16 protein-coding genes are annotated in these 18,507 nt (G+C 70.0%); 6 read left to right on the forward strand and 10 right to left on the reverse strand.

The window, feature by feature from the left end:
• Positions 1-10: 10 nt before the first annotated feature.
• Positions 11-1,069, reverse strand: coding sequence for a DNA polymerase IV (gene dinB / locus LQ772_RS01020; RefSeq protein ID WP_231325832.1), 1,059 nt, complete (start codon positions 1,067-1,069; stop codon positions 11-13).
• Positions 1,070-1,246: 177 nt separating this feature from the next.
• Here dinB and LQ772_RS01025 point away from each other — a divergent pair, with 177 nt between their 5' ends.
• On the forward strand, positions 1,247-3,250 hold the full coding sequence (locus tag LQ772_RS01025; protein ID WP_231323184.1) for a protein-L-isoaspartate(D-aspartate) O-methyltransferase: 2,004 nt from the start codon (positions 1,247-1,249) through the stop codon (positions 3,248-3,250).
• Positions 3,251-3,261: 11 nt separating this feature from the next.
• On the opposite strand, the gene LQ772_RS01030 is transcribed toward LQ772_RS01025, so the two are convergent.
• Both LQ772_RS01030 and LQ772_RS01035 read right to left on the reverse strand, forming a co-directional pair.
• Positions 3,262-3,894 carry a LysE family translocator gene (locus tag LQ772_RS01030; RefSeq protein ID WP_231323186.1) on the reverse strand — a complete coding sequence of 211 codons (633 nt, stop codon included), beginning with the start codon at positions 3,892-3,894 and terminating at the stop codon, positions 3,262-3,264.
• 65 nt (positions 3,895-3,959) lie between these two features.
• On the reverse strand, positions 3,960-4,916 hold the full coding sequence (locus LQ772_RS01035; RefSeq protein ID WP_231323188.1) for a putative bifunctional lysylphosphatidylglycerol flippase/synthetase: 957 nt from the start codon (positions 4,914-4,916) through the stop codon (positions 3,960-3,962).
• Positions 4,917-5,179: 263 nt separating this feature from the next.
• On the opposite strand from LQ772_RS01035, the gene LQ772_RS01040 reads away from it, so the two are divergent.
• From LQ772_RS01040 to LQ772_RS01050, 3 genes are all read left to right on the forward strand, one after another.
• Positions 5,180-6,502, forward strand: coding sequence for an APC family permease (locus LQ772_RS01040; RefSeq protein ID WP_231323190.1), 1,323 nt, complete (start codon positions 5,180-5,182; stop codon positions 6,500-6,502).
• A gap of 46 nt (positions 6,503-6,548) precedes the next feature.
• A complete protein-coding gene (locus LQ772_RS01045; protein ID WP_231323191.1) occupies positions 6,549-8,633 on the forward strand; it encodes a beta-agarase in 2,085 nt (694 codons plus the stop codon).
• Positions 8,634-8,811: 178 nt separating this feature from the next.
• Positions 8,812-9,006, forward strand: a complete 195-nt coding sequence (locus tag LQ772_RS01050) for a hypothetical protein (protein WP_231323192.1) — start codon at positions 8,812-8,814, stop codon at positions 9,004-9,006.
• 48 nt (positions 9,007-9,054) lie between these two features.
• Here the strand turns inward: LQ772_RS01050 and LQ772_RS01055 are convergent, their stop codons facing one another.
• Genes LQ772_RS01055 through LQ772_RS01085 form a run of 7 tightly spaced genes read right to left on the reverse strand, consistent with a single transcriptional unit; the run spans position 9,055 to position 15,594 of the window.
• Complete coding sequence (locus LQ772_RS01055) at positions 9,055-10,446, reverse strand: sugar porter family MFS transporter (protein ID WP_231323194.1); 1,392 nt, start codon at positions 10,444-10,446, stop codon at positions 9,055-9,057.
• Positions 10,443-11,399 carry an SMP-30/gluconolactonase/LRE family protein gene (locus LQ772_RS01060; protein ID WP_231323195.1) on the reverse strand — a complete coding sequence of 319 codons (957 nt, stop codon included), beginning with the start codon at positions 11,397-11,399 and terminating at the stop codon, positions 10,443-10,445. Before LQ772_RS01060 ends, LQ772_RS01055 begins: the two co-directional genes overlap by 4 nt.
• Positions 11,396-12,157, reverse strand: coding sequence for an SDR family NAD(P)-dependent oxidoreductase (locus LQ772_RS01065; protein ID WP_231323197.1), 762 nt, complete (start codon positions 12,155-12,157; stop codon positions 11,396-11,398). The genes LQ772_RS01060 and LQ772_RS01065 overlap by 4 nt, the downstream gene beginning before the upstream one ends.
• A 2-nt stretch (positions 12,158-12,159) precedes the next feature.
• On the reverse strand, positions 12,160-13,308 hold the full coding sequence (dgoD, locus tag LQ772_RS01070; protein ID WP_231323199.1) for a galactonate dehydratase: 1,149 nt from the start codon (positions 13,306-13,308) through the stop codon (positions 12,160-12,162).
• Entirely contained in the window at positions 13,305-13,952 is a 648-nt protein-coding gene (locus LQ772_RS01075; RefSeq protein ID WP_231323201.1) for a 2-dehydro-3-deoxy-6-phosphogalactonate aldolase, read from the reverse strand. Before LQ772_RS01075 ends, dgoD begins: the two co-directional genes overlap by 4 nt.
• The gene (locus tag LQ772_RS01080) at positions 13,949-14,872 is read right to left on the reverse strand and encodes a 2-dehydro-3-deoxygalactonokinase (protein ID WP_231323202.1); all 924 of its coding nucleotides are present in this window, start codon (positions 14,870-14,872) and stop codon (positions 13,949-13,951) included. The genes LQ772_RS01075 and LQ772_RS01080 overlap by 4 nt, the downstream gene beginning before the upstream one ends.
• On the reverse strand, positions 14,869-15,594 hold the full coding sequence (locus LQ772_RS01085; protein ID WP_231323204.1) for a FadR/GntR family transcriptional regulator: 726 nt from the start codon (positions 15,592-15,594) through the stop codon (positions 14,869-14,871). The genes LQ772_RS01080 and LQ772_RS01085 overlap by 4 nt, the downstream gene beginning before the upstream one ends.
• Before the next feature lie 386 nt (positions 15,595-15,980).
• On the opposite strand from LQ772_RS01085, the gene LQ772_RS01090 reads away from it, so the two are divergent.
• Both LQ772_RS01090 and LQ772_RS01095 read left to right on the forward strand, forming a co-directional pair.
• A complete protein-coding gene (locus tag LQ772_RS01090; protein ID WP_231323206.1) occupies positions 15,981-17,132 on the forward strand; it encodes an aldose epimerase family protein in 1,152 nt (383 codons plus the stop codon).
• An 88-nt stretch (positions 17,133-17,220) separates the two neighbouring features.
• Positions 17,221-18,405: a glycoside hydrolase 5 family protein gene (locus LQ772_RS01095; RefSeq protein ID WP_231323208.1), complete on the forward strand. Its 1,185-nt coding sequence runs from the start codon at positions 17,221-17,223 to the stop codon at positions 18,403-18,405.
• The last annotated feature ends 102 nt before the right edge of the window (positions 18,406-18,507 follow it).

Below are 18,507 nucleotides of genomic sequence, written 5' to 3' on the forward strand. Positions count from 1 at the left end.
TTGTTGGGGGTCAGTCGCGCGGCGCGGCAGTTTCGAACAAGTCGCGCTGCGCGGCAAAGTGGTCGCGGTCGACGAAGCCGGCCAGTCCCACGCCGACCAGCCGGTAGCGGGTGCCGGCGGGGTGCTCGACCCGAGCCCGCAACGCGCAGGCGAGCTCGGCCAGCTCGTGCGCGGTGACGGGCAGGGTGGCGGGCGAGAAGCTGCGGGTCAGCGTGCGGAAGTCGGCGGTCTTGAGCTTGAGCACGATCGTGCGCGCGATGCGCCCTTGCTCGCGCTGGTGGCCGGCCCAGGTTTTCTCGGCCAGGCGGCGGATGTGCGGTTCCAGCTCGTCCAGCGTGAGGTCGTTTTCGAAGGTGTCCTCGGCGGACACCTGCAGGGTGAGCCGGTCCGGCTGCACCGGATGCTCGTCGATACCCCACGAAAGCTGGTGCAGGCGCCGGCCCCAGCGGCCGAAGCGCTGCTCGAGCCCGGCCTCGCCCACCCGCCGAAGGTCGGCCGCGGTGGCCACGCCCATCGCGGCGAGCTTGCCCTCCATGACCTTGCCCACCCCGGGCAGGCGTCCGACGGCGAGCGGCGCCAGGAAGGCCTCGACCTGGTGCGGACGGATCACGAACAATCCATCGGGCTTGCGCCAGTCCGAGGCGATCTTGGCCAGGAACTTGTTCGGCGCCACGCCGGCCGAAGCGGTCAGATTCGTTTCCTCGCGGATCGCCGCGCGGATCGCCTCGGCCGTCGCCGTGGCAGACGCCAGCCCGTTCCTGCTGGAGGTCACGTCCAGGTAGGCCTCGTCCAGCGACAGCGGTTCGATGAGTTCGGTGTGCCGCGCGAAGATCGCCCGCACCTGCCGCGACACTGCCTTGTAGCGGGTGAAATCCGGCGGTACGAAGATCGCCTGCGGGCACAGCCGTTCCGCCCGCACCGCCGGCATCGCCGAACGCACGCCGAACACCCGCGCCTCGTAGCTTGCCGCGCAGACCACCGAGCGCGCCCCGCGCCACGCCACCACCACGGGCCTGCCGCGCAACGACGGATCGTCGCGCTGCTCCACCGACGCGTAGAACGCGTCCATGTCGATATGCAGGATCTTGCGCGGCGTGGAGGACACGATGGAAACCGGGGATGACTGGTGGCGATTCTAGGGGACCGGCGCGACCGCGCGGCAATCGGCCCGGCCACGCGGTTGCACGGCTTGACATGCGATTGATAGCGCCGGGGCTACCGTGGCGTCGCATCCCGGAGGCTCGCCATGACCGATTACGCCGAGCAACGCCAGCGCATGGTCGAGCGCCAGCTGGCCGGGCGCGGCATCACGGATGCGCGCGTGCTCGAAGCGATGGGCACGATCCCGCGCGAGGCGTTCGTGGCCGGGAGCATGCACGAGTTCGCGTACGAGGACTCGCCGCTGCCGATCGAAGCCGGACAGACCATCTCCCAGCCATTCATCGTCGCGCGCATGCTGCAGGCGGCCGAACTGCACGAGGGCGACAGCGTGCTGGAGATCGGTGCGGGCTCGGGCTATGCCGCGGCGGTGATGGCGGCGCTGGCTGCCCGCGTGCACGCGGTCGAACGCCACGCCCAGCTCGTCGACCTCGCGCAACAGCGCTTCGATACGCTGGGCTACCGCAACATCCGCTTGCGCCTGGGCGACGGCAGCGGTGGCTGGCCGGAAGCGGCGCCCTTCGACGCGATCATCGCCGCGGCCGGCGGTCCGGCGGTGCCGGATGTGCTGCGCCGGCAGCTGGCGATCGGCGGACGGCTGGTAATGCCGGTCGGTGAGACGCTCAACCGCCAGCGGCTGGTAAAGGTGACCCGCCTGGCGGAGGACCGCTTCGAGGAGGAGCCGCTGGACGAAGTGCGTTTCGTGCCGCTGGTGGGCAGTTACGGCTGGAGCGAGCAGGAAGCCATCGCGCCGCCGCGGATGGAACCCGTCGCCGTCCGCGCGCCGGGCGATGGCGGCACGTTGCCGGCCATGATCCGCGCCGCGGCCGAGGCCTTGCCTGAATTCGACGACCCGGCGTTTGGACGGCTGTACGACCGCTACGGCGATGCGCGTGTCGTGCTCCTGGGCGAAGCGAGCCATGGCACCAGCGAGTTCTACCGCGCCCGCGCGGCGATCACCCGCCGGCTGATCGAGGCGCACGGCTTCACCATCGTGGCGGTGGAAGGCGACTGGCCCGATGCGGCGGTGCTGGACCGCTACGTGCGCGGCCGTCCCGCCACGCACGAGGAGCCGATCTTCCAGCGCTTCCCGACGTGGATGTGGCGCAACCGGGACGTCGCCCGCTTCATCGACTGGCTGCGTGACTACAACCGCGACAAGCCCGCCCCCAGGCAGGCCGGCTTCTACGGCCTGGACCTGTACAGCCTGGACAGCTCGATCCGCGCGGTGATCGATTACCTGGACAAGGTCGACCCGGAAACCGCGCAGGTGGCGCGGCACCGCTACGGCTGCCTGATGCCCTGGAGCAAGGAGCCGGCGCAGTACGGCCGCATGGCCCTGAATGCCGGTTACCCGCTGTGCGAGAAAGCGGTGGTGCAGATGTTGCGCGAGCTGCTTTCCCGCCGGATGGAGTACGCCCACGCCGACGGCGAGCACTTCCTGGACGCGGCGCAGAACGCACGCCTGGTCAGCAACGCCGAGGCCTACTACCGCGCGATGTACTACGGCTCCGCCGAGTCGTGGAACCTGCGCGACAGCCACATGTTCGAGACGCTGGAAAACCTGCTCGCCGCCGCCGGTCCGCGGTCGAAGGCGGTGGTCTGGGCGCACAACTCGCACATCGGCGACGCGCGCCACACCGAAATGGGCCAGGTGCGCGAGGAACTCAACCTCGGGCAGCTTTGCCGCCAGCGCTTCGGCACCGATGCGGTGCTGCTGGGCTTCGGCACGCACACCGGCACGGTCGCCGCGGCGGACGACTGGGACGAACCGATGAAAGTGATGGGCGTGCTGCCCTCGCGCAACGACAGCTACGAGCGCCTGTTCCATGACGCCGGGCGGCCTCGCTGCCTGCTGGACCTGCGCGAGGGTGCGAACCGCGAGCTGTGCGGGCGTCTGGCCACCGGCCGCCTGGAGCGCTTCATCGGCGTGATCTACCGACCGGACACCGAGCGCTGGAGCCACTACGTCGAATGCTCGATGCCCCGCCAGTTCGACGGCTATACCTGGTTCGACGAAACCCACGCGGTCGAACCGCTGGGCGAGGAGCCGCGCAGCGGCGCCGCCGACACCTGGCCGTTCGGCCTCTGAACGTTGCGACGCTAGCGGCGCCCCTGCGCCAGCATGCGCACCGCCAGGGTGGCCAGCACCGTGCCCATCAGCCAGCGTTGGAGCGCCTGCCATAGCGGGCGTCCGCCCAGGAATGCGGCAATCGAACCGGCCGCCAGCACGATCATTGCGTTGACCGAGAGGCTGATGGCGATCTGCGTGAAACCGAGCGCCACCGACTGCGCAAGCACGCTGCCGCGACCGGGCACGACGAACTGCGGCAGCAGCGAGAGATAGAGCATCGCCGCCTTCGGGTTGAGCAGGTTGGTGAGCAGGCCCATGGCGAACAGGCGACGCGGGCTGTCCGGCGTCAGCTCGCGCAGCTGGAACGGCGAGCGGCCACCGGGCCTAAGCGCCTGCCAGGCCAGGTACAGCAGGTACACGGCCCCGCCGATGCGCAGTGCGTCATAGGCGTAGGGCACCGCGAACACCAGCGCGGTGATGCCGAAGGCCGCGCACAGCATGTAGGCGATGAAGCCCAGACCCACCCCTGCCAGCGACACCAGCCCCGCCGCGCGCCCCTGGCAGATCGAGCGCGAGATCAGGTAGATCATGTTCGGCCCCGGCGTGAGCACCAGGCCCAGCGCGATCAGGGCGAAAGCGAGCAGGTGGCTGGCATCCGGCATGGCGCGGCTCCGCGGCGAAAGCGCGCAGGATACGGCCGGGCCCGAGGCGGCGGCATGTGCCGCGGTCAGGCATGCGGTGCGGGGGGTGCGTTGCGCCGGCGCGCCTCGAACGCGGCCAGCGACAGCGCCGCCACGACGAATGGCAGCAGGTTGTAGACCAGCCGGTAGCAGAGCAGGCCGGCCAGCACGTCGGCGCGCGCCTGGGCGGGGAAGGCGCCGAGCAGGATCGCTTCGAACACGCCCAGGCCGCCGGGGGCATGGCTGACGATGCCGGCCAGCAACGCGGTCAGGTAGACCGGCACGAAATCGGCAAACGGCGGCGCGATTTCCGGAGGCAGCAGCAGGTACATCGCGCCGATCGCGGCGCTCATCTCCACGCCACCGACCAGCATCTGCAGCAGCGCGGCGCCCGAGCCCGGCAAGGCGATCGTCCAGCGACCCACGCGCAGGCTGCGTGGCCGCGCAAGCCACAACGCCAGGCTGGCCAGCAGCAGCACGATGACCACGCCAGCGGTGCGCCCCCAGCCGAGGGCGATCGCCGGTTCCATCAGCAGGCCGGCCGCGCCCAGCACGGCGTAGCCCAGCCCCACGCCCAACGTCGCCAGCCCGACCACGCGCGCAATGTCGCCTGCGCCCAGACCCGCGGTGGCGTAGATGCGGTAGCGCACCGCGCCACCGGTCACGGCGTGGAATCCGAGCGTGTTGGACAACGCGTGCGCCGCGAAGCCCGCGAAGGCTGCCAACCCGGTCGATGCGCGCGCCGGGGCCACGCGGCGCGCGGCCAGCACGTCGAACGTGGCCAGCATGGCGAAGCTGATCGCCGTTGCCACCACGGCGCCGGCCACGTGCGTGCGCGGCAGTTGCGCCAGCGCCGTCGCCACGTCGCGCCAGCGCATCGCGCCCAGATAACGGTGCAGGAGCCACGCCGCCAGGGCGAGCAGCAACGCCGACGCGAACCAGGACAACCCGCGCAGCCAGCGGCGCGTACCGGGGTCGGCAAGAGGGGAGGGAAGTGCGGACATCGGCCCAACCTTACGGCGCATGCGCAAGGGGCCGCGGGTGCGGGATCGTCATGTCGCCAAGGGTAGCGGGTTCCGCCCCCTGGCTTGTAGGAGCGCACCCGTGCGCGACCGCGCGGAGCGCCCACTTCGCGCTGCCCGTGGCTCGCGGTCGCGCACCGTGCGCTCCTGCGGGAATGGGGATGCATCGTGCGCCAGTGGCTGAACCCCACCGCCAACTCACGCTATCGTTGCCGCTCCCGCCGCCGACGATGCCTTCTCCACGCATGAGCACCGAATCGAATACCTACCTGCGCCGCCTGGGTACCTGGGACGCGGCGATGATCGTCATCGGCGGCGTGATCGGCGCCGGCATCTTCAGTACCCCGGCCACGCTGGCCCAGCGCACCGGTTCGGGCTGGGAGTTGCTGGCGCTGTGGGTGGTCGGCGGCCTGCTGACCCTGACCGGCGTGCTGAGCTATGCCGAGCTCGGCGCACGGCGTCCGCAGGCGGGCGGCAGCTACATCTACCTGCGCGAGGCGTTCGGCCAGCTGCCCGCGTTCCTGTTCGGCTGGACGATGGCGTTGATCAACTACCCGGGCAGCGTCGCCGCTGTAGCGACGATTTTCGCGCAGTACTTCTGCGCGGCGCTTGGCCTGTCGTTGCTGTACATCAAGCCCGTGGCCGCCGGCGCGATCGCCTTCATCGTCGGCGTGAACCTGTTCGGCATCCGCGCCGGCGCCTGGGTGCAGAACATCTTCACCGTGCTCAAGCTCGCCGCCATCGCGCTGCTGGTCGTGGCCGGCGTGGTGCTGGCCGATGGCCACCTGGGCGTGACGCTCGCCGCCGATCCCGGGCGGGACGTCCCCGCGGGCGCGCTGTTCGGCGCGCTGCTGCCGGTGCTGTTCACTTATGGCGGATTCCACTACCTCAACGACCTGGCCGGCGAAGTGCGCAACCCGCAACGCACGCTGCCGATCGCGCTGGGGCTGGGCATGGCCGGCGTGATGATCGCCTATGTGCTGGCCAACTTTGCCTACCTGGCCGGTCTGGGCCATGCGGGCCTGGCCTTCAGCACCGCGCCGGCCGCCGACCTGTTGCGCCGGCTGCTCGGCGACCGCGGCGCCACGCTGATGGCGCTGGGCATCGCCTGCTCCACCTTCGGCTACTGCAACATCGCCATCGCCGGCGGCGCGCGCGTGCTGCAGACGATGGGCGCCGACGGCATGTTCTTCTCCGCCGTGGGGCGCATCGAGCCGCAGAGCCGCGCGCCGCAGGTGGCGCTGGCCACGCTGGGCGCATGGGCGATCGTGCTGGCGGTGTCCGGCAGCTTCAACCAGCTGCTGGACTACACCACCGTCGGCGAGTGGCTGGCGCACGCCTGCAGCATCGCCACGCTGTTCTGGTACCGCCGTTACCTCACCGAGCCCTCGCCCTACCGCGTGCCGTTCTATCCGTGGCTGCCGATGATCTTCGTGGTGACCGTGCTGTGCGTGATCGGCGCCACGGCGATCCACAACCCAAGCGATGCCGGCATGAGCCTGGTCATCATTGCCTGCGGCATTCCCGCCTATTACGGCTGGCGCTGGCTCGAACGCAGCGGGGCGTGAGCGCTCCTGCACGTCCCGTGCGGAGCGGTGAGCGACACTGGTGGCCATGAGGACGAGCGCTGCACTGGTCTGCCTGATCCTGTCGATTGCATGCCGGGCGGAGGCGCCCGCCGGTGCGGCCGGATTGCAGGTTGGTCTGGCCCATGTCCGGGCCGGCGCGGAGGAGCAGATCGCCGGCGAAACGATGCGCCGGTACACCTTCGAGCCGTCCGCGCAGCCGAGCGTGCGTTTCAGCCCGGCGCGCCCGTGGCTTGGCGAGGGCGAACTGCGCGTCAGCGTGCAGAACGCGATGCCATGGGCGGTCACCCTGTCGATCGACATCGAAGGCACGGCGGGCGCCCACCTGAAGGCGACGGTGGGCCTGCCCGCCGGCCCGGCGCAGACCCTCATCGTTCCCTTGCACGCGACCTCGCCGCGCGCCTTCGGCATGCAGGCCGGCCCGCCGATGCCGGTGCAACTCGGTGGCCAGCGTGTCCTGCTGGCCACCACGGTGGAGGGCGCGCCGTCGCTCCAGGCCATACGCGCCGTGCAGCTCTCCATTCCCGCGCCGCAGGCCGCGCAGGTGCTGCTCGTCGGTACGCCGGGCGCAGCCGCTGGCGACACGCTCCACGACGTCTACGCCGGGATCGTCGACCGCTACGGCCAGTACACGCGGGGACAGTGGCCGGAGAAGGTCCACAGCGATGCCGCGCTACGCAGCGCGCATGTGCGCGAACGTGCGCAGCTGGGCGGCATGCCCGGTGATCGAGGCGATGGACGGCCCGATGGCCGAACCTCGGCCGCTGGCTGGTTCCACACGCGCAAGCTTCATGGCCGCTGGCAGCTGGTGGCACCGGACGGCCACCCGTTCTTCTCGCTGGGCGTGAACGCGGTAGCGCCCGATGGCGGGCGCAGTTACGTGCAAGGCCGCGAGTGGATGTTCACCGGCCGGCCGCCGGCCACGGGCGCCTGGCAGGCGTTCTACGGCGAGGACGACAGCCGCCGCGACACCGGCGCGGCCGGCGGCCTTACCTACAACCATGGCCGCTGGTTCGACTTCTATGCGGCCAACCTCTACCGCGTGGACGGCGTGCGATGGCGTGAAGCGTGGCGTGAACGCACGCGCCAGCGGCTGCTTGCCTGGGGCTTCAACACGCTGGGCGACTGGAGCGATGAAACCATCGCGCGCGGCCACAGCCTGGCCTACACCCGCTCGATCAACATCACCGGCGACTACGCCAACGTCGCCACCGGCTACGACTGGTGGGGCCGCATGCCCGATCCGTTCGATCCGCACTTTGCGGCGGCCACCGAACGAGCCGTCGCCAAGGCCGCCGAAGGCGTGCGCGAGGATCGCTGGCTGCTCGGCTACTTCGCCGACAACGAACTGGCCTGGGCGTCCCCCGGTGCGCAGGGCCGCTGGGCGCTGGCGCTGGGCACTCTGCGCGGCGAGCCGCGCAGTCCAGCGAAGCAGGCGTTCATCGCCATGCTCATGCGCAAGTACGGCGATGCCCTTCGCTTAGGGGTGGCCTGGGGCGTCGGCGTGACCCGCTGGGAGGCGCTGGAACAGGCCGGTTTCCAGGCGCCCCTGCCAAGCGAGGCCCACCAGGCCATCGCCCAGGACTACAGCGCCTGGCTGCGCGCCTATGCCGACCGCTACTTCCGCACGGTTGCGCAGGCACTGCGCCGGCATGACCCTCATCACCTGTTTCTCGGTGGTCGCTTCGCGGTGCGCACGCCCGAGGCCGTGGCCGCCTGCGCGCAGTGGTGCGACGTGGTGAGCATCAACGTCTACGCCGACCTGCCACAGCATGGAATGGATCTGGCCGCGCTGCACCAACTCGACAAGCCGGTGCTGGTCAGCGAGTTCTCGTTCGGCTCGATCGACCGCGGCCCCTTCGGCGCAGGCCCGGTGGCGGTATGGAACGAGGCCCGGCGCGGCGAGGCGTATGCGCGCTTCCTGGCCGCAGCGGCCACCGATCCGGCGATCGTGGGTGCGCACTGGTTCCAGTACGCTGACGAACCGGTGAGCGGGCGCCTGCTCGACGGCGAGAACGCCCACTTCGGATTGGTCGGCATCACCGACATCCCTTTCGCCGCCTTCGTGAGGACGGTGCGAAACGCGAACGCGAGCGTGCGGAAAACTCCCTAGCGCCGGGTCCCCGAACCGGCGTTTCCCTGGGTGAGCCTACGGCCACGGAAGCTTGCCGGCCGCTTCACGGCACCGGTCGATACTGGATGCGGCCAAGCGGCCTCGACGGGCGTCGGGCGCCTGCACGGAGCTTGCCGCTCCGCCATTGGCCATCGGCTTGCAAGGGAGGAACCCAGGCATGAACGCCGTATTCGCGATCACCCCCCACAACGAACCCAAATGGGGACGGCTGTCGGCTCCCGTGGACCCGGAAGAGACCCGGATCTGCATGCGTGCGCAGTCGATCCTTTCCGGTGGCGATATCGGGCAATGCCCGCCACTGGACCTCAGACAGGCCCGCGACGTGCTGGCCTGGTACAAGCCCCGGCATTGATGCGGGCGCCGACGGGGTGGAGGCCACCCCGTCGGGTTTCTCCGTCGACTAGCGGCCGATCTCGCGCAGCCGCTTGCCGTGCATCAGGTTGCGCTCGATCTGCTCCAGCGTGACACCCTTGGTCTCGGGGACCAGCCACACGGTAAGCACGAGAAAGACGACGTTGAGCGCCGCGTAGAGCCAGAACGTGGCCGCGTTGCCGATGCCGTTGAGCAGGCTGAGGAAGGTGAAACCCACGATCATGTTGCAGACCCAGTTGGTGATCGTGGAGCAGCCGATGCCGAAGTCGCGGCCCTTGAGCGGCTGGATTTCCGAGCACAGCGTCCACACCAGCGGGCCGGCGGACATCGCGAAGCCGACGATGAACACCAGTAGCATCGCCACGGTGAAGATCTGCGCCGCATGGGTGGCGATGCCGCCGTGCATCATCGTGCCGACCACGCCCAGGCCAATCGCCATTACCGCGAAGCCGGCGTAGAGGATCGGCTTGCGGCCCACCCGGTCGATCAGCGCGATGGCGATGAAGGTCGCCAGCACGTTGGTCAGGCCGACCAGCGCGGTGAACCACATCTGCGCGGCCGTGTCGTAGCCCATTGTCTGGAAGATGCGCGGCGCGTAGTACATCACCACGTTCATGCCGGTGAACTGCTGCATCAGCTGCAGCAGCACGCCCAGCCCGACCGAGCGGCGGAAGTTGCGGTTCTCCAGGAACAGATGCCAGCCGCGCTGCGGAGTCTTGAGCTGTTCCTCGATGTCGGCCGCCTCGCGCTCGACGATGGCCGCGTCGCCGCGCAGCCGGTTCAGCACGCCGATGGCCTCCTCGCGACGGCCGCGCATCATCAGCCAACGCGGGCTGTCGGGCAGCAGCAGAACGCCGAGCAGGAACAGGAAGCCGGGGATCGCGATCACGCCGAGCATCCAGCGCCACGAGCCGGTGTAGCTGAAGGCGGTGTCGGAAAGGAACGCGACCAGGATGCCGATGGTGATCATCAGCTGGTAGGTCGAGATCATCGCGCCGCGGATGTGCTCAGGCGCCACCTCCGCCAGGTACAGCGGCGCGGCGAAGGTGGCCAGGCCGATCGCCAGGCCCAGCACCACGCGCGCGGCGATCAGCGTGGCAGGCGACCAGGCCATGCCGCACAGCAGCGATCCGATCACGAACAACACCGCGCCCAGGATCAGCGAGCGCTTGCGGCCCAGGTGCACCGACAGCCAGCCCGCGCCAAGTGCGCCCACCGCGGCGCCGAACATCATCGCGCTCACGATCCATTCCAGGGCGCGGTCGCTGATGCCGAAATCGCTCTGGATGAACTGCTGCGCGCCGGAGATGACGCCGATGTCCAGGCCGAACATCAATCCGGCCAGCGCCGCAAGAATGCAGGTGAAGAGCGCCGCCGTCCGGGGCTGCGCAAGAGGTGTGGCAAGGGCGTTGCTGTTCATGGGTGTGCTTCCCCGGAAGCGAGGTGGAGGGCGCCGGCTGCGGTACCTGGGTGCACCGATACCCGCGGCGGCGTGCCGGCGAAACGCGGTTCCGGCAGGCCGGTGGTGCCCGCCGGTGCCGCGAACAGCGCACCGGCGGACGGTTGCGAGGCGAGCGCTGCGGCGTCCAGGCCGTCGCGCGCGCTGGTGACGTAGAGCACCGCAAGATCCGGTCCGCCGAAGGCGGGACGGGTCGGCTGCGAGGCGGGTATGTCGATGCAGTGATCGAGGCGGCCGCCAGCCGTGTAGCACGCCACACGGCCCAGGCCCCACTGCGCGTTCCACAGGTTGCCGGCCGCATCCACCGCCGAACCGTCCGGTTCTCCGCGTGGATCATCGAGGCGCGCGAAGGTGCGCGGCGAACCGCAACGGTCGCCATAGTCGCAGCACTGGATGGCGCGGGCAGGCGAATCGCAGTAGTAGAGCGTGCGTCCGTCCGGGCTGAACGCGACGCTGTTGCTGATCGCCACGCCGGGCAGGTCAAGGCGTTCAAGGGAGAGGTCCGCATTCAGGCGCCAGAAGCTGCCCACGGGCTCGCGGGCACCTCCGGCTGGCGGTTCGTGCAGCGTGCCGAACACGAACCGTCCCTGGCGGTCGCAGGCGCCGTCGTTGAGGCGCGTCGGCAGGCCGCCTTCCACGGGCGTGATCGGTGCGAGCGTCCCGCTGGCGGGGTGGAAGAACGCCAGCCGCGAGGCGAGCCCGAGCAGCAGCCAGCCCTCGGCCTCGCACAGCGCGATGCAGGCCAGCCGCTCGGGCATCGTCCATTGATCGGCACGCGCATCGCGCGGCCGGAAGCGCCAGAGGGTCGCCGCCTGGATGTCGGTCCAGTACAGCGCCTGCTCGCGGCTGCACCACACGATGCCTTCGCCGAGCGTGTTGCCGGCGTGGAGCGCGACCACCGCCGACGCGTTCATACCCAGCCGCCGTCCACGATGAAGTCCTGTCCGGTGCACATGCGGCTGTCGTCGGCGGCCAGGAACAGCGCCGCGCGGGCCAGGTCGTCGGCCATCAGGTAGCCGGGCAGGCACTGCACACGGGCGATTTCGGCCTCGCCTTCGGCGTCGAGCCAGAGCCGGCGCTGCTTCTCGGTGATCACCCAGCCGGGCACCAGCGCGTTGATGCGGATGCGGTCGTGGCCGAGCTCGCGCGCCAGGCCGTTGACCAGCCCGCGTACCGCGGCCTTGGCCATGGCGTACATCGGGTAGCCGGCGTTCTTCTTCATCCAGCCGGTCGAGCCCAGGCAGATCACCGAGCCGCCGCCCAGGCGACGCATGTCCTCGCGCACCGCCTGGGTGGCGAAATACTGGTGGCGCAGGTTGACCGCCACGTTGCGGTCGAAGTCCTCGCCCGTGGTGTCGCCGAATGCGTGCCGCACATCGTTGGCGGCGTTGTTCACCAGCACGCCGATCGGCCCCATCGCGGCGCGCGCCTGCGCGATCGCCGCGCCGAGCGCGTCCAGGTCGGTGACGTCGCAGGGCAGGAACAGTGGCCGGTGGCGGGCATCGGCCAGCTCCTCGCAGAGCGCCTCGCCGTGCGCACGGTCGAGGTCGATGAAGGCGACGCGACTGCCCTGCCGCGCGAAGTGCCCGACGAACGACGCGCCGATGCCGGTCGCGCCTCCGCTGACGAATACCGTGCGGTCGATCAGGCTGGGATAGGTGGCGAAGGCCATGCTCACCACTCCGCCACGCTGCCGTCGGCGTGGCGCCATACCGGATTGCGCCAGCGATGGCCGGCCGACGCGCGCTCGGCCACGTAGTCCTCGTTCACCGCGATGCCGAGGCCGGGGCCGCCTGGAATGGCGACGAAGCCGTCCTGGTAGGCGAACACGCTGCGGTCGCTGACGTAGTCGAGCAGGTCGTTGCCCGCGTTGTAGTGGATGCCCAGGCTCTGCTCCTGGATGAAGGCGTTGTGGCAGACCGCGTCCAGCTGCAGGTTGGCGGCCAGCGCAATCGGACCGAGCGGACAGTGCAGCGCGATCGCCACGTCGTAGGCCTCGGCCATCGAGGCGATCTTGCGCGTCTCGGTGATGCCGCCGGCATGCGACGGATCGGGCTGCAGGATGTCGACGCCGCCGATCGCCAGCACGCGCTTGAAGTCGTAGCGCGAGTACAGCCGCTCGCCCAAGGCGATCGGCGCGGGCGAAATCGCGGCCAGTTCCGGCAGAGCTTCGAGATGCTCGGACAACACCGGCTCCTCGATGAACATCAGCTTGTACGGCGCCAGCTCGCGCATCAGCACCTTGGCCATCGGCTTGTGCACCCGGCCGTGGAAATCGAGGCCCAGGCCGACGTGCGGGCCGACCGCGTCGCGCACCGCCTGCACGTTGGCGAGCACCTGCTCGACCTTGTCGTGGGTGTCGACATACTGCATTTCCTCGGTGGCGTTCATCTTGACCGCGGTGAAGCCGCGCGCCACCGCATCCTTCGCCGCGCGCGCGGTGTCGGCCGGGCGGTCGCCGCCGATCCACGAATACACGCGGATGCGATCGCGCACCGGGCCGCCGAGCAGCGCGTGCACCGGCTGGCCCAGGTGCTTGCCCTTGATGTCCCACAGCGCCTGGTCGATGCCCGCGATCGCGCTCATCAGCACAGGGCCCCCGCGGTAGAAGCCGCCGCGGTACATCACGGCCCACAGGTCTTCGATGTTGCGCGGGTCCCTGCCGATCAGATAGTCGGACAGCTCGTCCACCGCGGCGGCGATGGTGTGCGCGCGGCCTTCGACGATCGGCTCGCCCCAGCCGCAGATCCCCGCATCGGTATCGATGCGCAGGAACAGCCAGCGAGGCGGCACGACGAAGGTGGTGAGGCGGGTGATCTTCATGCGTTGGACCTTTGCGAATCGAGGTGGCGCCGCCAGGCCTGTGCGAAGGCCCGCGCGCGCGCGCCGACGTCGTCGGCCGCGCGAGCCGGCGCGTAGAGCGAGGAGCCGATGCCGAAGCCGGCCGCGCCGGCTGCGAGCCACGGACCCATGGTGTCGGGCGCGACGCCGCCGACCGGCAGCACCGCGGTGCCCGGCGGCAGGATCGCGCGCCAAGCCTTGAGCACGGCCGGCGAGGCCTGCTCGGCGGGGAAGAGTTTCAGCGCGTCGGCGCCGGCGGCGAGCGCGGCAAACGCCTCGGTCGGCGTGGCGACGCCCGGCACGCAATAGAGCCCGGCCTGTTTGGCGGCGCGGATCACCGCCACGTCGGCGTGCGGCATCACCACGATGCGTCCGCCCGCGTCCGCGATGTCGCGCACCGACGCCGGATCGAGGACGGTACCGGCGCCGACCAGCCGCTCGGCGCCGTAGCGCTCGGCCATGCGGCGGATGCTTTCCAGCGGCTGTGGCGAATTGAGCGGTACTTCCAGGATGCGGAAGCCGGCCTCGGCCAGCGCGTCGCCCACCGTCGGCACCTCGTCGGGGCGCAGGCCGCGCAGGATGGCGACCAGCGGCAGCGGTTCGAGCCAGGTCTTGAAGTCGTTCATGCGTGGATGCGTCCGTGGAGCAGGCCGGCCGCCGTCGCGACCCGCCAGAGGCCCGCCGCGGCGAGTGAGCCGGAGGTGGGTTGCAGAATCAGGCCGAACGCCGGGGCGGCCTGGCGGTAGCGGGCGCAGAGCGCGTCCTCGCCGACCAGTTGCACCGGCGCGTCGGGCATCGCCCAGCCGGCGGCCAGCGCCATGCGCAGCTCATCGCCGATCAGCAGCCCGGAAAGGAAGTCCGCGACCGACGCCGGCGCCAGGGCGCCTTCGAGCATCAGGGCGCGCGCGGAGAACAACCGCGAGAGGCCGCCGGCCGCGCCGGACGTCCGTGCGGCGGCGACGCCGAGCGCGAACGCCTCCTCGTCTGCGCCGCCGTCGGGCAGCCCGGCGCCGAGGACGGAATGCCCGCGCAGCAGCGCGAACAGCTCGCCGGTCATCACGGTGGTGAAACCGGTGACGGCTCCATCGCTCACGTGCACCCACTTGCTGTGCGTGCCGGGCATCAGCAGCCGCACGCCGCCGATGGGCAGCGATGCCTGCGCCAGCACGCCTGCGATCTGGGTCTCCTCGCCGCGCATCACGTCCGGCCCGGCCGGATCGCGCAGGCCCGGCACGATGTGCACGGTGCGTCCGTCGGGTGCGTCCACCGCGGTCAGCGCGCCGCCCAGCGCATCGAGCCGGCAGGGCGTATCCAGATAGGGCACCTCGCGCCAGCCGCCGCGGCTGCCGACCATGCCGCAGGCCAGCACCGGTGCGCGTGGCCAGCCTTCGACCGCTTGCGCGAAGGCTTCGACGAAACCACCTGCCGGCAGTTGTCGGCTGCCCCAGGGCAGCGCGCGCGTTTCGGCCACCTGGCCCGCCTCGTCGAAGCGGTACGCGCGCAGCCGCGTGCTGCCCCAGTCCAGGCCGACCAGCGGCGTGCTCACGCCTTGGCCTTTTTGCGGGCGCGGCCGCGGCTGTGCTGCAGGTTCGCCTGCGAGTCGGCGATCATCGCGTGCATCGCCTTGCGCGCCACCTCCGGCTGCTTGCGGCGGATCGCCTCGAGCACTTTCTGGTGATGCGGCAGCGAATACTTGAAGTCGCCCGCGGTGCGCGCGGACAGGGTGAAGAACGTGCCCAGCGCCGTCTCGATCACCGAGAACAGCGACTGCAGGAGTTCGTTGCCCGTGGCGTGCAGCACCGCGTCGTGGAACTGCAGGTCGGCGGCGGTCCACGCATCGAGCGTCTGCGCGGCGTCCATCGCGCGGAAGGCCGCATCGATCGCGGCGAGCTGCTCGGCGGTGCGTCGGCGCGCGGCGGCCGCGGCGGCGGCCGGTTCAATCACCTCGCGCATCTCCACCAGCTTGTCGACGAAATCGTCGGTGGGCATCGAGGCGCAGCGCCAGGCGAGCACGTCCGCATCGAGCTGGTTCCAGTGGCGCGGGTCGAGCACGCGCGCGCCGACGCCGGTGCGCGACTCGATCAGGCCCTTGGCCGAAAGCACCTTGAGCGCCTCGCGCAACGCGGTGCGGCTTACTTGCAGGCTTTCGGCGAGCGTCTCCTCGCGCGGCAGCACTTCGCCGGGCTTCACCTTGCCGCCCACGATGCGCTGCCCGAGCTCGTGCATGACGTGCCCGTAGAGGCTGCGGACTGCGCTCGTCTTCCTCATGAACTGCGGCTCCAGGATGGAATGGTTCGACGCTTACGGGCGGGCGCTTCCGGCGCCCGGACTGTTTGTCATACAAATCGACTATAAGCACTGGATGCGCGTCCTGCCAAGGTGCGACAGCGCATTTTTTTCGAGCTTCGTCGGCAGGTTGCGAAAGCGTCGATGACGCGATGCGGAAATTGCCACAAAGCCAGCAATCGCCCGGATGACCGATGTCGTCGCCGCAGGTGGCTACGCCATGCGAAAGCGCCTGACCGGAAGGCTCTGCGCGCACGCAATGCCGCGCTGCACAAAGAAAATTTTCGTACGTCCGAACACTTGCACGATAATCATACAATGTGCTTGCATGCCTCCACTTCGAACACCGTGGAAGGGGCTTTGGGGACATGCGACGTGCAGGGTGGATCGGTTCGATGCTCGGCCTCGTGGCGCTGTCGATGACGGCGCATGCAGGCACGACGGCCACGCGCGAAACCTTCGGCACGATGCCGGACGGCAAGCCGGTGGAGGCGGTCGTGCTGACCAACGCGCACGGCCTCAAGGCGCGGGTGATCGCGTACGGCGCGAGCCTGCAGTCGCTCAGCGTGCCCGATCGCGATGGGCACTTCGCGAACATCGCGCTCGGCTACGCCTCGTTCAAGGATTACCTGGACCAGCCGCAGTACTTCGGCGCGACGGTGGGCCGCTATGCCAACCGCATCGCCAAGGGCCGCTTCGCGCTCGACGGCAAGACCTACCAGGTGCCGGTGAACAACGGCGCCAATTCGCTGCACGGCGGTACCCGCGGTTTCGACAAGGTGCTCTGGACGGTCGATGCCGTGAACCACGACACCGACAAGGCGAGCGTCACGCTGACCTACGTCAGCCCCGACGGCGACATGGGCTATCCCGGCAAGCTCGAGGTGTCGGCCGTCTACACGCTGGACGACAAGGACCGGCTCTCGATCGAGTACCGCGCGACCACCGACCGGCCAACCATCGTCAACCTGAGCAATCACGCTTACTGGAACCTGTCGGGCGAAGGCTCGGGCAGCGTGATGGACGAGCGTCTGACCATTCCGGGCGACGCCTACCTGCCGGTCGATGCCGGCTCCATCCCCACCGGCGAGATCCGCAAGGTTGCCGGCACGCCGTTCGATTTCCGCCACGCCAAGCCGATCGGCCGCGACATCCGCACCCATGATCCGCAATTGCTCAATGGTCATGGCTACGACCACAACTGGGTGATCAGCCGAGAGGCTGCCGCTGCGCCGCGCATGGTCGCGCGCGTGGAGGATCCGAAGTCCGGCCGCGTGCTGACCCTAAGCTCGGCGCAGCCGGGCCTGCAGTTCTACTCGGGCAATTTCCTGGACGGCACGACCGTGGGCACCGGCGGGCACGTGTACCGCCAGGGCGATGCCTTCGTGCTCGAACCGCAGTTGTATCCGGACACGCCCAACCAGCCGGCCTTCGGCTCGGCGCGGCTGGCGCCGGGGCAGACCTACCGCAACCTGATCGTGTACCGCTTCACCACCGAGCCGGCGCGCGGCGCGCGCTGACCCGGCCCATCACGTCCCGAGGGTGCCGCGAGCCGGTGCCCACGGGGAGCGTTTGCCTGCAAGGCGCCCGGCGCCACGAGGAGTTCGCATGAAACACGCACTGTTGGCCCTGGCATTCGGCGCGGCGGCACTCATCGCCCCGCGCGCGCCGGCCGCCGATGCCCCTGCGCGCTGGACAAGCGCCAAGGCGCACACCTGGTACGAGCACCAGCGCTGGCCGTTGGGCAGCAACTACGTGCCCGCCAACGCGATCAACGAGCTGGAGATGTGGCAGGGCGAAACCTTCGATCCGGCACGCATCGACAAGGAGCTTGGCTGGGCGCAGCAGCTGGGCATGAACACCATGCGCGTGTTCCTGCACGACCTGCTGTGGAAGCAGGACCCGCAAGGCTTCAAGCGCCGCATCGACCAGTTCCTGGCGATCGCCGACAAGCACGGCATCAAGCCGATCTTCGTGCTGTTCGACTCGTGCTGGGACCCGGAGCCGAAACTCGGTCCGCAGCATCCGCCGATCCCCGGCGTGCACAACTCCGGCTGGGTGCAGAGCCCCGGCGTGGCGATGACCGATCCCGGCCAGTACCCGCGGCTGGAGCAGTACGTGAAGGACATCGTCGGGAGCTTCGCGAAGGACAACCGCGTGCTCGCCTGGGACGTCTGGAACGAGCCTGACAACCCCGGCGGCGGCAACTACGACGCGCGCGAGCCCAAGGACAAGGTCGCGCTGGTCGCCAAGCTGCTGCCGCAGGTGTTCGCCTGGGCGCGCAGCGTCGCGCCGACGCAGCCGCTCACCAGCGGCGTGTGGCATGACGAGGACTGGTCGGACCTTTCCAAACTCAACGCGGTCGAGCGCACGCAGCTCGAACAGTCCGACGTGATCACTTTCCACAGCTACGGCTGGCCGGAGGAATTCGCCAGCCGCGTGCGCCAGCTCGCCGGTTACGGCCGTCCGCTGATCTGCACCGAGTACATGGCGCGCGGCGCGGGATCGACCATCGACGGCGTGCTGCCGCTGGCCAAGAAGCTCGACGTGGGCATGGTCAACTGGGGCTTCGTCGAAGGGCGCAGCCAGACCATCATGCCGTGGGATTCCTGGCAGCGTCCCTACACGCTGCAGCCGCCGACGATCTGGTTCCACGACCTGTTGCACGGCGACGGCACGCCTTACCGCCAGCGCGAGGCCGACATCCTGCGCGCGCTTTCCCACGCTCCGCGCGGCGTGGTGCCCGAGGCGGCGCTGATGGTTCCCGCGTCCGCCGCCGCGACGACGCGATGACCGCTCCTCTCTCCACCGTCCTTCCCGCGGCACGGCGTTTCAGCCCGCTGCGCATCCAGACCCAGCACGGCGCCGCGGTTGCGGCCGCCGCGATCTTCTGAC

Origin of the sequence: Frateuria edaphi, from assembly GCF_021117405.1 — a bacterium.
GTDB lineage: Bacteria > Pseudomonadota > Gammaproteobacteria > Xanthomonadales > Rhodanobacteraceae > Frateuria_A > Frateuria_A edaphi.